General features: G+C 48.0%; 13 protein-coding genes. 5 read left to right on the top strand and 8 right to left on the bottom strand.

The genetic code is table 11. From position 1 onward, the window contains the following. Positions 1-11 precede the first annotated feature (11 nt). A complete protein-coding gene (locus BLS44_RS09135; RefSeq protein ID WP_245729155.1) occupies positions 12-545 on the top strand; it encodes an AAA family ATPase in 534 nt (177 codons plus the stop codon). Between the two features lie 66 nt (positions 546-611). Next, positions 612-1,388: a M48 family metallopeptidase gene (locus BLS44_RS09130; RefSeq protein ID WP_090389767.1), complete on the top strand. Its 777-nt coding sequence runs from the start codon at positions 612-614 to the stop codon at positions 1,386-1,388. 9 nt (positions 1,389-1,397) lie between these two features. Here the strand turns inward: BLS44_RS09130 and BLS44_RS26495 are convergent, their stop codons facing one another. The 7 genes from BLS44_RS26495 to BLS44_RS09095 all read right to left on the bottom strand — a co-directional run bounded on the left by BLS44_RS26495 (position 1,398) and on the right by BLS44_RS09095 (position 10,760). Continuing rightward, positions 1,398-1,541, bottom strand: coding sequence for a hypothetical protein (locus BLS44_RS26495; RefSeq protein WP_176954363.1), 144 nt, complete (start codon positions 1,539-1,541; stop codon positions 1,398-1,400). 432 nt (positions 1,542-1,973) lie between these two features. Beyond that, complete coding sequence (gene pdxA / locus BLS44_RS09120) at positions 1,974-3,059, bottom strand: 4-hydroxythreonine-4-phosphate dehydrogenase PdxA (protein WP_090389765.1); 1,086 nt, start codon at positions 3,057-3,059, stop codon at positions 1,974-1,976. 528 nt (positions 3,060-3,587) lie between these two features. Beyond that, on the bottom strand, positions 3,588-6,446 hold the full coding sequence (carB, locus tag BLS44_RS09115; RefSeq protein WP_090389764.1) for a carbamoyl-phosphate synthase large subunit: 2,859 nt from the start codon (positions 6,444-6,446) through the stop codon (positions 3,588-3,590). A 149-nt stretch (positions 6,447-6,595) separates the two neighbouring features. Next, on the bottom strand, positions 6,596-7,231 hold the full coding sequence (locus BLS44_RS09110) for a VOC family protein (protein WP_090389763.1): 636 nt from the start codon (positions 7,229-7,231) through the stop codon (positions 6,596-6,598). Between the two features lie 84 nt (positions 7,232-7,315). Then, complete coding sequence (locus BLS44_RS09105; protein ID WP_090389762.1) at positions 7,316-8,911, bottom strand: S8 family serine peptidase; 1,596 nt, start codon at positions 8,909-8,911, stop codon at positions 7,316-7,318. A gap of 42 nt (positions 8,912-8,953) precedes the next feature. After that, entirely contained in the window at positions 8,954-9,625 is a 672-nt protein-coding gene (locus BLS44_RS09100; protein ID WP_176954362.1) for a proline and serine-rich protein 1 family protein, read from the bottom strand. Positions 9,626-9,788: 163 nt separating this feature from the next. Further along, positions 9,789-10,760, bottom strand: coding sequence for a c-type cytochrome (locus BLS44_RS09095; RefSeq protein WP_090389760.1), 972 nt, complete (start codon positions 10,758-10,760; stop codon positions 9,789-9,791). Between the two features lie 118 nt (positions 10,761-10,878). Between BLS44_RS09095 and BLS44_RS09090 the strand changes: the two genes are divergently transcribed. Next, the gene (locus tag BLS44_RS09090) at positions 10,879-12,753 is read left to right on the top strand and encodes a peptidoglycan DD-metalloendopeptidase family protein (RefSeq protein WP_090389994.1); all 1,875 of its coding nucleotides are present in this window, start codon (positions 10,879-10,881) and stop codon (positions 12,751-12,753) included. Between the two features lie 23 nt (positions 12,754-12,776). Continuing rightward, positions 12,777-13,244 (top strand): thioredoxin-dependent thiol peroxidase, encoded by a 468-nt coding sequence (bcp, locus tag BLS44_RS09085; RefSeq protein WP_090389759.1) that lies wholly within the window; start codon positions 12,777-12,779, stop codon positions 13,242-13,244. A 23-nt stretch (positions 13,245-13,267) separates the two neighbouring features. Here the strand turns inward: bcp and BLS44_RS09080 are convergent, their stop codons facing one another. Beyond that, positions 13,268-13,867 (bottom strand): Uma2 family endonuclease, encoded by a 600-nt coding sequence (locus BLS44_RS09080; protein ID WP_090389758.1) that lies wholly within the window; start codon positions 13,865-13,867, stop codon positions 13,268-13,270. A 70-nt stretch (positions 13,868-13,937) separates the two neighbouring features. Here BLS44_RS09080 and BLS44_RS09075 point away from each other — a divergent pair, with 70 nt between their 5' ends. Then, entirely contained in the window at positions 13,938-14,279 is a 342-nt protein-coding gene (locus tag BLS44_RS09075) for an eCIS core domain-containing protein (RefSeq protein ID WP_090389757.1), read from the top strand.

Here is a 14,279-nt window from a genome sequence, read left to right as displayed (position 1 = left end):
AAAAAATCATATTGAAAAAAATTGTGATCATAGGCCCCGAAAGTACCGGGAAAAGCCATTTGTGCGCGGCCCTGGCAGCACATTACCACACCGGCTGGTGCCCTGAATATGCCCGCGACTACCTGTTGGCAAACGGGAAAACGTATACTTACGGACAGCTGCTGACCATTGCCCGGGGCCAGCTGGCACTGGAAGATCAATATAGCCGGCAATTGCAAGCCAATGGAAAAAACCTGCTCTTTATTGATACTGATATGTACGTGATGAAGGTTTGGTGCGAATTCGTTTTTAACAAGTGCCATTCTTTTATCCTGGATACTATTGCCTCCCGCAGGTATGACTTATACCTGTTATGCAACACCGATCTCCCCTGGGTAAAAGACGAATTGAGGGAATACCCCGATCCTGAAACAAGGGAGGAATTGTTCCGGATCTACAGGACCTTGCTTATTGATCAGCAAACACCCTGGGCCGAAATCAGGGGGCAGGGAACGGACCGCCTGGAAGCCGCCGTTAAAGCAGTAGACCAGCTCCTGAATTCCTGATCCTGTAACATTATTTTAATACAAACTCCTTAGCTTTGGCGCAAAATTTAAATCAAACTGAAAAACATGAAGAAAGTATTCTTATCCGTTGCTATCCTGGCAACCTTTGCCACCAGTTCCCAAGCTCAATTTAAGCTCAACTCAAAAACGATCGGCGCTGCGGAAAAAGGTGTTAAAGCAGCAACATTCAGCGATGCCGATGCAGCAAAACTGGCCAAACAGGCGGTAGACTGGATGGACAAAAACAACCCCGTTGCTAAAGATGACGACCCCTATGCTGTCCGGCTGAACAAGATCTTTGCAAAACACAAAAGCGAAGACGGCCTGGCCCTTAACTACAAAGTTTACCTGGTAAAGGATATCAATGCCTTTGCCTGTGCTGATGGCAGCATCCGGGTATTTGCAGCCCTGATGGACCTGATGACCGACGAAGAGATCCTTTCCGTGATCGGGCACGAAATCGGTCATGTGAAGAACAAGGATACCCGGGATGCGGTCAGGGCCGCTTATAAAAGAGCCGCCATTACAGATGCTGCTGCTTCCCAATCCGGGGCCGTAGCGCAGCTGAGCGAAAGCCAGCTGGGCCAGTTTGCCAATGCCGTTCTTGAATCTAAATACAGCCGCAAACAGGAATCTGATGCTGATACATACGGCTATGACTTTTTAAAAAGGAATGGCTACGATGTAATGGCAATGGCCAGCGCTTTTAACAAGCTGGCAGAACTAAGCGGCGGTGCCAGTGCGAGTAATACCGAAAAAATGCTGAGCAGCCACCCCGACAGCAAAGACCGTGCTGCCAAAGTAACCGAAAGAGCTAAAAAAGACGGGCTTTATAAAAAATAACCCCTCCTTTTAATTGATAATTAAGCGATCTCCCCCGGGGATCGCTTTTTTGCCTGCATCCAGTTTCATTGCTGTATGACAGCTGAAACGGGCCCTGGCATTTTGCTTTATCTTTTTTTTTGCCGGATCGGGCTTAAAAATGAGGGCATTCATCGAATAAATTAAAAACACTGTTTTAAGCGCCCTACTTTTATGTCGGTTTAGAGGGCTTAAGAGTGGGCTACAGGATCTTTCCAGATCATCGTACCCCCTCTTATTTTTTTTGCCAGTTCCCTGCTGTATGCCACTGAAGCACTGGATATTTATGCATCCGTGCCGCTACAAATTATTACCGCCAGCAACAATCAGGATAATTTTGCCCAGTTCCAGGGCACCACGCGCGGCCAGGGCAATATGAAAACATTTAAGACCCCATAGGTTTACCAAGAAACACTGGATACTTAAAATTAAAGCAACTGAAGCCTCGGTAAAGGGTGTTGTGGTAGCCGAAAAAGACGCTGTGTCTCTGTGTATCTGCGCCTCAGTGGCCAAAAAAAATCCCGCCATTACCGGCAGGATCTCCAATAATTTATACTGTTGATACTTTTACTCCTCAATCTTTTCGTCTTCCAGCCTGGAAACCACATCCGGCGAAACCTTCCGCAGCGGGTTGGCACGTTGTTCCCCGTACTCCGCACGCTGGCTGATGATGTCGGCACAGGTATAAACGGCCTGCTGGAATGATCCGGCATCTGCCAGGCCTTTGCCAGCAATGTCAAACGCCACCCCATGATCCGGCGAGGTACGGACAATGTCAAGCCCTGCTGTATAGTTAATACCCTCTCCCTGGGCCAGGGATTTAAAGGGGATCAGGCCCTGGTCATGATACATAGCCAGTACGGCATCAAACTTTTCATATTGCCCCCTGGCAAAAAAAGCATCGGCACTGTACGGTCCAAAGGCAAGAATATTCCGGTTACGTGCCTGCTTAACAGCAGGAGCGATGATCGTTTGTTCCTCGTTTCCCACCAATCCTTCATCTCCTGCATGCGGGTTGAGCCCCAGCACAGCGATCCGGGGTTTGCTGATGCCAAAATCCCGCTGCAGGCTGCTATTGATGATCACCAGCTTGCTCAGGATGGCTTCAGCTGTAATATGCCGGGCCACCTCGCTGATTGGAATGTGTTCGGTTAACAGTGCCACCCGCATATTTTCGGCGCACATCATCATTACCACGTCTTTGGCATTAAAGCTGGCTTTGAGATAAGGGGTATGGCCGGTATAGGAAAACTGTTCGGACTGCACATTGGATTTATGAATGGGCGCTGTTACAAGCCCCTCGATCTTTTTTTCCTTCAACGCCTCAATAGCCGTTTGCAGGGCAGCTACAGCATAGCGCCCGCCGGTCTCATTCAGGATCCCGGGCGTAATATTGACTTCTTCCTCCCAGCAGTTAAAAATGGTTACCTGTTTGGGATTGATCTTTTCAAATTCACGTGTATGATAAAAACTAAAATTACTTTCGGGAAGGGTCTTCCTGTAAAAATTGACCACTTTATTATTTGCGAAAATAACAGGTGTGCAGATATCCAGCAGGCGGGCATCGGAGAACGTTTTCACAATCAGCTCGATCCCAATACCATTCAGATCTCCGGAAGTGATCCCAATTACCGGTTTTTGTTTATACGTCATAAGATCAATCTCAATAATTAAGCAGTGAAAATACGATAAAATATGCTATGCGGGGCTTCCGTCAGGACAAACGCATCCAAATTAGGGGAAAAGAGAAGCCCCACCAACACTACGGAACCCCGTGTGTACCGCAAGGTATTTCCCGGCTCCGCGCAACATTGTGAAGACCGAACAAACAGGAGGCTTTGCTGGAACCCGGTTGATCCAAACAACATATTCGCTATTAACGCAACGCTTCTCCGGAGCTGATCCATGCTGAAATCAGATGCGTTTATACCGGAACTTCTATTCCTGCTTAACATATTAAAAAAAGCCGGTACAAAAATAAATTTGCCCGGCTTTTAGAGCCTGTTTAAAATTCATTCAATGGCTTTATTATGGCTGTTTTGGGCTGCAACTGCGTTAAATTTTTCGCCATAGTGGCCTACTATGCCTGCAAAATTTTCCTTGTTTCGCTCCAAAATAGCTTCATAATAAATTCCATCAATAAAATTTAAACAGGCTCTAAATATAAAGTATTAAATAGACTTACTTGCTCAGGAACATGCTCCGGTCCTTATATAACTGGCGGAAATAAGGATCTTTCAGGTCCTTGATAAAGCGGATGGCCTCACCGGTGCTCTTCATTTCGGGCCCCAACTCTTTGTTCACACCCGGAAATTTATTAAAGCTGAACACCGGTTCTTTGATCGCATACCCTTTCAGCTTTTTCTCAAATTTGAAATCCGTGAGCTTACTGGCACCGATCATCACCTTGGTGGCAATGTTCAGGTAGGGGATCTGGTAGGCTTTGGCAATGAACGGTGTGGTACGGGAGGCACGGGGGTTGGCCTCGATCACATACACGGTACCATCTTTAATAGCAAACTGGATATTGATCAATCCCCGGATGTCCAGCGCCCTGGCTATTTTTTCCGCATAATGCTCCATGGTGGTCACTTCCATCGGGGAAAGATTAAAGGCCGGCAATACCGCATTACTATCACCACTGTGGATACCCGCCGGTTCAATATGCTCCATTACCCCCATTACGTGAAAGTTCTCGCCATCATAGATCGCATCTACCTCTGCCTCCTGGCAACGGTCCAGGAAATGATCGATCAGGATCTTATTGCCGGGGATATGCTTCAACAGGCTGATCACCGCCCTTTCTACTTCATCATCGTTCAGCACGATCCGCATCCTTTGGCCACCCAACACGTATGAAGGACGCACCAGTACCGGGTAACCCACCCGGTTGGCGATCTGTACGGCTTCATCAACCGTCCAGGCCGAACCATATTCAGGATAAGGGATCTTTAATTCCTTCAGCATATCGCTGAACCGGCCACGGTCTTCTGCGATATCCATATTATCAAAGCTGGTACCCATGATCTCCACGCCCATGTCCTTGATCTTTTCCGCCAGCTTCAGGGCTGTTTGTCCGCCCAGCTGTACGATCACTCCTGCAGGTTTTTCGTATTCGATCAGTTCGCGCACATGCTCCCAGTATACCGGCTCAAAGTACAGCTTGTCCGCCATATCAAAATCGGTACTTACCGTTTCCGGGTTACAGTTCATCATGATGGCCTCATAACCGGCTTCTTTAATGGCCAGCAGTCCGTGTACGCAGCAATAATCGAACTCGATACCCTGACCGATCCGGTTAGGGCCACTGCCCAGTACGATGATCTTTTTCCTATCGGAAACTTTCGATTCATTATGCACCAGGTCGCCGGCGCTCAGGTCCAACTTGGCGGGTGCATCAAAAGTAGAATAGAAGTAGGGGGTTTTTGCCTCAAATTCGGCGCTGCAGGTATCCACCATTTTATATACCCGGTTAATACCCAGCTCTTTTCTACGGGCATATACGGCTTCTTCGGTATTTCCATGCCCCATGATCTCCGCAATCTGGGCATCGCTGAACCCGTTTACCTTGGCATCCCGCAGCAGGTCTGCCGGCAGGGTATCCAGGTTATACTCGGCAATTTTCTTTTCCAGCACGCAAAGCTTCTGAATTTCAGAAAGGAACCAACGGTCGATGCCATTGGTTGCTTTTGAAATGGTTCCTACAGAAACACCAGCCATCAGGGCATCTTTTATACGGAAGATACGATCCCATTTCGGCGTCTTAATATATTCGAGCAATTCCTCCGCACGCATCAGGCTTTTGCCGTAGTAACCGAGACCGATAGCATTGTTCTCCAGGCTCTGGCAGGCTTTCTGCACCGCTTCGTTAAAGCTTCGGCCGATGGCCATCACCTCACCCACGCTCTTCATCTGCAGCCCCAGGGTATCATTGGCTCCCTTAAATTTATCAAAGTTCCAGCGGGGTATTTTTACAATTACGTAGTCCAGCGCCGGCTCAAAATAGGCTGAAGTAGTTTGAGTGATCTGGTTTTCCAGCTCATCCAGGTTATAACCGATGGCCAGTTTGGCTGCTATTTTTGCGATCGGATAACCGGTAGCCTTTGAAGCAAGCGCCGATGAACGGCTCACCCGCGGGTTAATCTCGATGGCAATGATCTCTTCCGTTGCGGGGTTCATGGCAAACTGTACGTTACAACCGCCTGCAAAATTGCCCAGGTCGCGCATCATCCGGATGGCCGTATTCCGCATCAGCTGCATCCCGGTATCGCTCAGCGTCATGGAAGGCGCTACAGTGATAGAATCGCCGGTGTGCACACCCATGGGGTCAAAGTTTTCTACCGTACAGATGATACATACATTATTGGCGGAATCCCTCAGCAACTCCAGTTCAAATTCCTTCCAGCCCAGCACCGCTTTTTCCACCAGCACCTCATGAATGGGCGAAGCCTGCAGGCCCCGGTTCAGGGCTTCATCCAGCTCGTCTTTATCATGTACAAAACCGCCACCGGTACCCCCCAGGGTAAAAGATGGGCGGATCACCAGGGGAAATCCGATCTCCTGTGCAAATTCTTTTCCCTCCAGGAAGGAATTGGCCGTTTTTGCAGTAGCTACCTGTATCCCCAGTTCGATCATCCACTGGCGGAACAGTTCGCGATCTTCAGCTTTATCTATCGCCTTGATATCCACACCAATAAGGCGTACATTGTATTGTTTCCAGATTCCCAGTTCTTCTGCTTCCTTGCAAAGGTTCAATGCTGTTTGGCCGCCCATGGTAGGTAATACAGCGTCAATTTCATTTTCCTGCAGGATCTGTTCGATGCTCTCTGTGGTCAGCGGTAAAAGGTACACACGGTCCGCCATCATCGGGTCGGTCATGATGGTAGCCGGGTTGCTGTTGACCAGGGTTACCCTGATCCCCTCTTCCCGCAAACTGCGGGCGGCCTGGGTTCCGGAGTAGTCAAATTCACAAGCCTGGCCGATCACAATGGGACCGGAACCGATAATAAGTACGGATTTGATAGAAGTATCTTTGGGCATCTTTTTGTTTTCTTTAAAAAAAATAAATTGCGCAAAAGTATGCCTAAAACAGGAAAAAGAAGGCTTAAAGGGTGAAGAATTTCCGGGGAATTTTCAAAAACGAACGATAGTACATTTTTACGCCGCCCCTGAATCTGAATACCGGCAGGCTATTTCTTTTCTACAAACCGGTAACTGCCGTGCGAATCATAATCAATATGATGCTTTTCCTTTAGTTCCTTTATGTACCGAAGCGTTGTTTTGGTATGCGGACTGGCTACACCGTCTCCATACGGTTCAAAGCTATGCAACAGCATTTCCTCGAGGCAGCTGTTTACCGGCACCCCTTTGTGCAAAGCCAGGTCAGCAAGCAATGCAGCCAACCGTTTTTCCAGCCGCACCGGCACATCCACCCGCTCTATTTCGATCGGAGGTTCCATATTATAAATATAGTTTCCAAATACAAGATCATTTCCATAAGGGTCCCGAACGGCATAATCACGGATACCGTATTCCCGATCGGCGATAGGCTCAGTCACAGATACTCCATTAGATCTGTGAAAGGCATACAGCTCATCGGCATTTTCAATCGTAAAGACAACAGAGCTTCCTGTATGCGGTTCTGCTGCCCGCGACAAGAATATTTGTTTATCGCCAAGCAGCACACCAGCAAAATCGGGCGTGGCACCCCAGGTGAACCCAAAAGTAAAGCCCAAACGCCGGGTATAAAAGTCAATGGCTTCCGGGATATTACCCACCTTTAATGTGGGATGCACCTGTATTGTTTCAATAATTGGAGGTTGCATACGAACTTTTTTTTAAAATTACAATTCATAAGGTTCCTGATTGAAATTCAACCAGCGAAAAAACATTCCCTGTAATACGCTCTTTTAATTGCCGGTCATCTTTAATGCCATCTTTACGGCCCCTGCAGCATTGGCGATCCTCCCGGAATTGCATAATTCAGACAGCGCTACTTTTTCATTGGTCCCCGGTTTGGTCACAGGCTCCGGAACAGTGGCACCAGATCTTTTGATAATATCCACCACTTCAGCTGCCTTCAGTTTCGGAAAATAGGAACGCAGCAGTGCCGCAATGCCGGCTACCACGGGACTGGATAAACTGGTACCGCTGGACAACTGTGTGCCATTTCCGGCAATGGCGCTGTTAATTTCAAGTCCGGGGGCAAACAGATCGACTCTTTTCTTCCCATAGTTGCTAAACGAGGCAACCAGCGTACCCAGGCTGGCATCCCCGCTGGCGCCCACCTGGAGCATGTTGGGCAACAGCCGGTTATCGATGGTGTAGGAACTGGGATAATGATCGTTCAGATCTACGTTGGTGGCATCGTTGCCAGCACCATGCACCAGTACCACGTCTTTCGACAACGCATATGCAATGGCCTCGTCCACCCAGCGTTTGTCAGGCGAAATATATTTTCCAAAACTCATGTTGATCACTTTGGCTCCATGATCAACGGCATATCTTATGGACAGGGCCACGTCTTTATCAAATTCATCCTTACCAAGGATGCCCCGGATCATCATGATCCTTACATTATCGGCAATGCCATCAATTCCTGTTCCATTGTTACGGACAGCGCCGATCACACTGCTGACACCCGTTCCGTGATAACCGCTGAACCCCGTAAGGTTATGATTTCCGTAACGGGTTTTTGAAATATCATAATCATCATCTCCCAATAGTTTTCCCCGGTAATCTTCCGGCGGGGTCGTAAGCTTTATAAGGTTGTCTTCCTCTTCTTTTTTATAGTCACCAAATCCTTTTAAAAAACCGGTATTGCTGGTTTCCCCGCCATCCAGTATTCTTTTCCATATCCCAATCAGGTCGCGGTTTTCATTGGTAACCGTAATGCTGTCCAGGTCCCTGCTGGTAAACACCTCTTTACCCAGCATTTTTTTCAGAAGTTCGTTGGTGCGGCTGGCAATATCCCAGTTCGTGCGCAGGTTGTCAATGACCTTTAGCGCGTTATCCCGGGAACTGACCAGTTTCTGACGGGCCCGTTTCCACTCGCGGTACTGCCATTGCTGTGCGACAGGGACCTGCGCACTATCCATGCCTTCAAATGCGGTTTTGAACCGGTGATAGGTCCTCCAGTCATCACTGATGCTTACAGAAAGGTTTTCCCCATCCGGAGCGCCCAGGTAATTCCATCCATAATAGTCATCTACCAGGCCGTTTCCATCATCGTCCCTGTTGTTATTGGGAATTTCCCCCGGGTTCTTCCATAATACCGGTTCCAGGTCCGGTTGCAGGGTATCAATACCACTATCGATCACCGCTACAATTACCGGCTTGCCTTTTCGCCCCTTTAAAAGGGCGTATGCCTCATCCAGGCTGATACCGAGATACCCGTCTTTTTTATAATCGAGGTAATGCCAGTTCTTTACTTTGGGCTTCACCGGTTGCGCCTGCACCTGGCCCAGCAAAAGAAGCACCATCACTACGGGAATGATTTTTTTCATGATCCGTTTAAATACTCCATGAAAATAGTACAGAAAGCCGAGTTATTGCTGATTTAAAAATTTCATAAAATCATTCTGCTCCCCCAGGAAGGTAAAACAATCCTTTAACTGATGGTAATTTTGTTTATCCGTAACCTGTGGAAAGACCAGCTTTGCCATATTGAGCTTGTTGCTTCCAAAATTAAAGCTGATGATCAGGTCCCGGACCTGCGCCGTGGTAAAGGAATTGTATTTGGTGCCCGCCCGGAAAATCGCTTCTTTTTCATTATCAAAGGGCTTTCCATTGATGGCAGCTGCCAGCGCCTTTGCATCCGCCTCCTTCATTCTTGGCAACCGCTGAACAGGAGGTTGCGGACGTACGGCTACCGGAGGTTTTGCAACGGTTCCGGTTTTTGTTTTCAATGTCTCCGTAGTCATATCCAGCTGCATCTGTGCCTGTACTGTAATGATTATTTTCTGTCCCGTTTTAATAGCAATGGTCATTTCACGCGCAGAGGCTTCGGCAAAAAAAGGATCCCATATCTTCAGGTAATACGTTCCGGGCTCCAGGTTGGCAATGGAGATATTGGATCCGCTTTCTTCAAAATAGTGTGTTGCATTTTCCAGGATAATATCAAAGCTATGATTCCGGGTATTTTTTACCTGGATGGTGGACTGGGCATTTACAAAACCGGCAAGGCGCAACAGCAGCAGCAGGCAGCACAATTTCTTCATAATATCTGTCTTTATGGTCAGAAGAGCCATTCGACAAAAAGGTTCGCTTCCGGTTGTTAAGAATCCTGCAAATAATTGACGCCGGGGACCGGATATTTACAGCCCGCCCACAGTCCTGCCCGTTACCGGCCCGGGGTTTTTCCAAAAAATGGCCGGTTTACCTTTATTTATTTTTTGCTTCCTTAAATATAACCACGCGGTTATCTGCCGGCTTAACGGTTTTCAGGTAGGCAAAAATGGCTTTCAGATCACCCTCAGTCATACCCGCGTACATGCTCCAGGGCATTATTGTATTGAATTCATTTTTGCCAACGGGGTGCAGGCTTTCCGGGCGGCTATAGGATTTAAACCGGCTGACGAACATACTGTCTGACCATGCGCCAATACCGGTTTTAACATCAGGTGTTATATTGGGTGTGTGCAACACACCCGCAGGCATGGCAAATTCCCTTCCCCCGCTAAATGCCTTTTCGGGAATGATCTGCCCCTTTTCAACCGGTGTGTGGCACTCAACGCAGGCTGCTATGGTTACCAGGTATTCGCCCCGTTTCACCATGTCAGCCGTATCCGGCCGCTGCCCCGGGGTCGCTTTTTGCGGAATGGTGTTGATGATAAAATTCATCGGGAAATTAACCTCACGCGCGGGCGGGTCATTTTTTTGAGGAGCCAGTGTGCGCAGATATGCAATAATACTCAGTACATCTTCCTGGTCCATTTTCCCATAATTCAGGTAAGGCATTACAGGGAATAAGGCCTCCCCGTCCCGGTTGACGCCCGTAGTGATTGTCCTGTAAATCTCCCCATCGGTCCATTTGGAAAGGTGGTACGGTGTAATATTTTTAGAGTAAAATTTTCCCGGGAAACCCATTTCAGGACCAAAGTATTCGCCTCCCTTCCCTATGGTGTTTTCCAGGGGTGGCGCCGAAAACCGGGTCCAGTCTCTTGTGGAATGACAATCCATACAAACAGCCACATGATTGGCGAGGTACCGGCCCCGTTCGATCCGGTCCGGTAAAAGCGTAGCCTGTACATCCGGAGCCTTTCCTACTGCCGGTAACAAAAACTTCAGGTAACCCAATACAACTATGACCAATACAATAACAGCAACGATCAGGAATTTTAGGAAACGTTTCATAAAGCAGTCGGTTTATATAAGATATAAATGTAACCTATTTTTAAAGAAGTTGGTCGTTATCGCTAAAAATTGGGATGCAGGGCACACCAATTCTGCCTGTTTCCCTATTTTTGAACGGATGGCAAAGCGCTTCTTACTCCCCGTACTCCTGTTAACCGGTCTTTTTTCGTATGCGCAGTTATACAAAAAGCCCGTTTATCCGCAAAATTATTTCCGGTGGCCCACCCTGCTGACCCCGGATATTGTTGCCAATATGGGTGAACTCCGCCCCAATCACTGGCATATGGGGCTGGATGTACGAACCAACCAGAAAGTAAACCAGCAGGTAGTGGCTGCCGCAGACGGATACATTGCTTTTGTAGGCATAGAGCCCTTAAGCTGGGGCAGATGGATCATTATTAACCATCCCAATGGACTCTCTACCCTTTACGGACACCTGAATGATTTCAAGCCCGACCTGGAAGCTTATGTAAAGAACTATCAGTACCAGGAAGAATCCTGGGAAACGCATCTGACCATTCCCCCCGGGAAGTTCCCGGTAAAAAAAGGAGATTTTATTTCATACAGCGGCACTACGGGCGGGTCACAGGGCCCCCATGTGCACTGGGAAGTGATCGATACAAAATCCGGCAGGCGGCTAAACCCCGACCTGTTTGGCACCCCCTTTAATGATGCATACCCGCCCACACTGGTAAAACTGGTCATGTATGACCGCAACAACAGTACTTATAGCCAGTACCCCGTCAGCTTTCCCGTTCACAAATCAGGATCGTCCTATACGGTGCAGGGAGGCACCCTCCGTACTTCGTTCAACAACCTGGGCTTTGCCATACAGGCTTATGATACCTGGAACAGGGCCGGCAACCGTGATGGTATTTACAGTGCCCGTTTATTTGTTGATGATGAAGAGATCTCCGGCTTCTATATCGACAGCATCGGCTACAACAGCACCCGTTATATGAACTGCCAGGTAGACTATAAAATGAAAGCCAATGGCGGAGCATGGGTGCAGCATCTCTCCAAGCTGCCCGGCGACCGGGGTGGCGTCTATTACGATCTTGGATGGAATAACAATACCATCCGGTTAACCGACACCAGCACCCACCAGGTACAGATCCTGGTAAGCGATACCCGGGGCAATACCTCCACGCTTGCGTTTATGCTGAAAAACAATGGATCGGCTGCACCAGCGGTTCAATCCTATGAATGGCTTCCCAACCGGCTCAACCGCATCTTCAAATATGATTTTGAGGCTTATCTGCCCATGTTTGTTTTATACGACAAAATGAACCCGGGTTATGCCCGGCTGGCTTCCAGCGGGGGAAGCAGCATTTCTGCAAGACACAAACTTGGGGAAAACGATATTCCGGCGCACAGCGATTTTGAAGTACGCATCAAGCCCGAAAAGCCTATTGCCGCAGAGCAGCGCGACCGCATCGTAATCAAGAGAACAGCCGCCGGCAGCTCCGTAAAAAAAGCTGCCTGGAACGGGGAATGGGTTACCGGGCTTTTTCGCGACTTCGGAACCTTTGAGGCTTTTGTAGACAACACCCCCCCTGCTGTAAATTCATTGGGCAGCGGCGAAATAGTAGATCTTAGCCGGGCATCCCGGATCGCTTTTACCCCCACTGATAATTTTGGTGTTGCCAGCTTCCGCGCTGAGATAGATGGCCAATGGATCCGCTTTACCAACGATAAGGGCAAAACCTACCTGTATTATTTTGATGAAAAAGTGCCGCCCGGTGAACATACGCTTACCGTAACTGTTACTGATATTGCGGGGAACAAAACCGAAAGAAGCTGGAAGTTCAGAAGAGGGGGCGGGCCGGTTGCGGACGAACCGGTAAAACCCAGAACCGCGGTAAAGAAGACAGGATCCGCCAGGCATACGGTTACAAAAAAGACCGGAACTTCGCGGACAAAAACGACGGGCAAAGCATCATCCGGGAAAACCACTAAAAAGACCACATCCGGCAACAAAAAGAAAAAATAACGATCAAAACTGTTTAGAAGCATATGGCAACGCATTTGAAAGAAGGAGACAAAGCCCCGGTATTCACCGGTACCGACCAGGATGGAAAAAAGATCTCACTAAAGGATTTTAAAGGACAGAAAGTGGTCCTGTATTTTTATCCGCAGGATGACACGCCCACCTGTACCATACAGGCCTGCAACCTGCGCGACAACTATACCCTGTTGAAAAAAGAAGGCCTGCAGATCATCGGCATCAGTCCGGATGATAGGGCAAAACATAAAAAATTTGAAAAGAAGTTCTCACTTCCCTTTCCCCTGCTTGCAGACCCTAAACATACCATTATTGAAAAATATGGCGTGTGGGGAGAGAAGCAAATGTTTGGCAATAAATATATGGGATTGCACCGTACCACTTTTGTGATCGATGAAAAAGGGATCATCCAGAAAATTTTCCTCAAGCCCAAAAGTGCCAGTCATGCAGAAGAGATCATCAGCAAGCTGAACCAATAAGGCCGGGGAGATCCTGTATGCACCTATAACGGCAATTGGGTTCCTTCATAAATTTCGTGGATCGCAATACCGGTGTCAACAGCATTGATGCGCATGGTTTCTCCGGGCATTTTATACTCCTCCAACTCCCAATGGCCCGAAGCGTTCAACCAAAAGACCTCTATGTTGATGCTTTCCGAGTCAATCAGGATGTACTCTTTTAAGGCGGGGATATCGCGATATAATTTAAATTTGCCACCCCGGTCATAGTTCCGGGTAGCCCTTGACAGGATTTCAATTAATACCGTTGGTTGAATAATAGTATCCTTATCCTCCGGAGAAGAAATGAGATCATTGCAAATAATGGAAATATCGGGATACGTAAACAACGTATTTTCCGGGATATGAATGCGCATATCGCTACCATAAGGTTGGCAGGGTTGTCCGCGCAGACGCATATAAAGCTGTCCCATCATATTTTTGAATATTATATTATGCCGTTTTCCAGCACCGGCCATCGCAAAGATTTCGCCACGATAGTACCCGTGCTTCTCCGGAGAAGCCTTTTCCATTTCCAGGTATTCTGCTATGGAATAAAATGCTTTCTGGTAGGCGGGTGCCGGTTCGTTTACAATATTATCCATATTTGCAATTTACAACTTTTCCGAAAGCGGGGTTTCCGCTGTATTTTTGAGGTATCACAGATCCCACTGTATGAATTACTTCCGTATCAAAGAAAATTCCTTTATCGCCCGGCTGGCCGCCGGGAAATTGCGTGCAAAAAATGTGGCGATGGTCATTGGCCGCACTATTTATCTGTATGGTGTTACCAGCCCTGCATTCCTGGCCGATGAACATTGGGTACGGCACGAGTTAAAACATATTGAGCAATACCAGCGGTATGGAGTACTGAAATTTTTGTTCAAATACCTGGTGCAATCCATCAAGCACGGGTATTACAACAACCCGCTTGAAAAAGAGGCAAGAGCGGCAGAAAACGATGCGGCCATACTGGCCCGGTTTGTATTAAAGCCGAAGGATCAGGGGCAGGTATGA

Origin of the sequence: Niabella drilacis (assembly GCF_900101395.1) — a bacterium.
Classification (GTDB): Bacteria; Bacteroidota; Bacteroidia; order Chitinophagales; family Chitinophagaceae; genus Niabella; species Niabella drilacis.
Note: the sequence above shows the minus strand (reverse complement) of the source record. Positions and strands in the feature narration are given on the sequence as shown.

Excerpts from the sequence above, each read along its gene's own strand:
- carB (WP_090389764.1), bottom strand. The coding sequence starts at position 6,446 with ATGCCCAAAGATACTTCTATCAAATCCGTACTTATTATCGGTTCCGGT.
- bcp (WP_090389759.1), top strand. The coding sequence starts at position 12,777 with ATGGCAACGCATTTGAAAGAAGGAGACAAAGCCCCGGTATTCACCGGT.
- BLS44_RS26495 (WP_176954363.1), bottom strand. The coding sequence starts at position 1,541 with ATGAATGCCCTCATTTTTAAGCCCGATCCGGCAAAAAAAAAGATAAAG.
- BLS44_RS09130 (WP_090389767.1), top strand. The coding sequence starts at position 612 with ATGAAGAAAGTATTCTTATCCGTTGCTATCCTGGCAACCTTTGCCACC.
- BLS44_RS09080 (WP_090389758.1), bottom strand. The coding sequence starts at position 13,867 with ATGGATAATATTGTAAACGAACCGGCACCCGCCTACCAGAAAGCATTT.
- BLS44_RS09090 (WP_090389994.1), top strand. The coding sequence starts at position 10,879 with ATGGCAAAGCGCTTCTTACTCCCCGTACTCCTGTTAACCGGTCTTTTT.
- BLS44_RS09105 (WP_090389762.1), bottom strand. The coding sequence starts at position 8,911 with ATGAAAAAAATCATTCCCGTAGTGATGGTGCTTCTTTTGCTGGGCCAG.
- BLS44_RS09075 (WP_090389757.1), top strand. The coding sequence starts at position 13,938 with ATGAATTACTTCCGTATCAAAGAAAATTCCTTTATCGCCCGGCTGGCC.
- BLS44_RS09110 (WP_090389763.1), bottom strand. The coding sequence starts at position 7,231 with ATGCAACCTCCAATTATTGAAACAATACAGGTGCATCCCACATTAAAG.
- BLS44_RS09100 (WP_176954362.1), bottom strand. The coding sequence starts at position 9,625 with ATGAAGAAATTGTGCTGCCTGCTGCTGCTGTTGCGCCTTGCCGGTTTT.
- BLS44_RS09095 (WP_090389760.1), bottom strand. The coding sequence starts at position 10,760 with ATGAAACGTTTCCTAAAATTCCTGATCGTTGCTGTTATTGTATTGGTC.
- pdxA (WP_090389765.1), bottom strand. The coding sequence starts at position 3,059 with ATGACGTATAAACAAAAACCGGTAATTGGGATCACTTCCGGAGATCTG.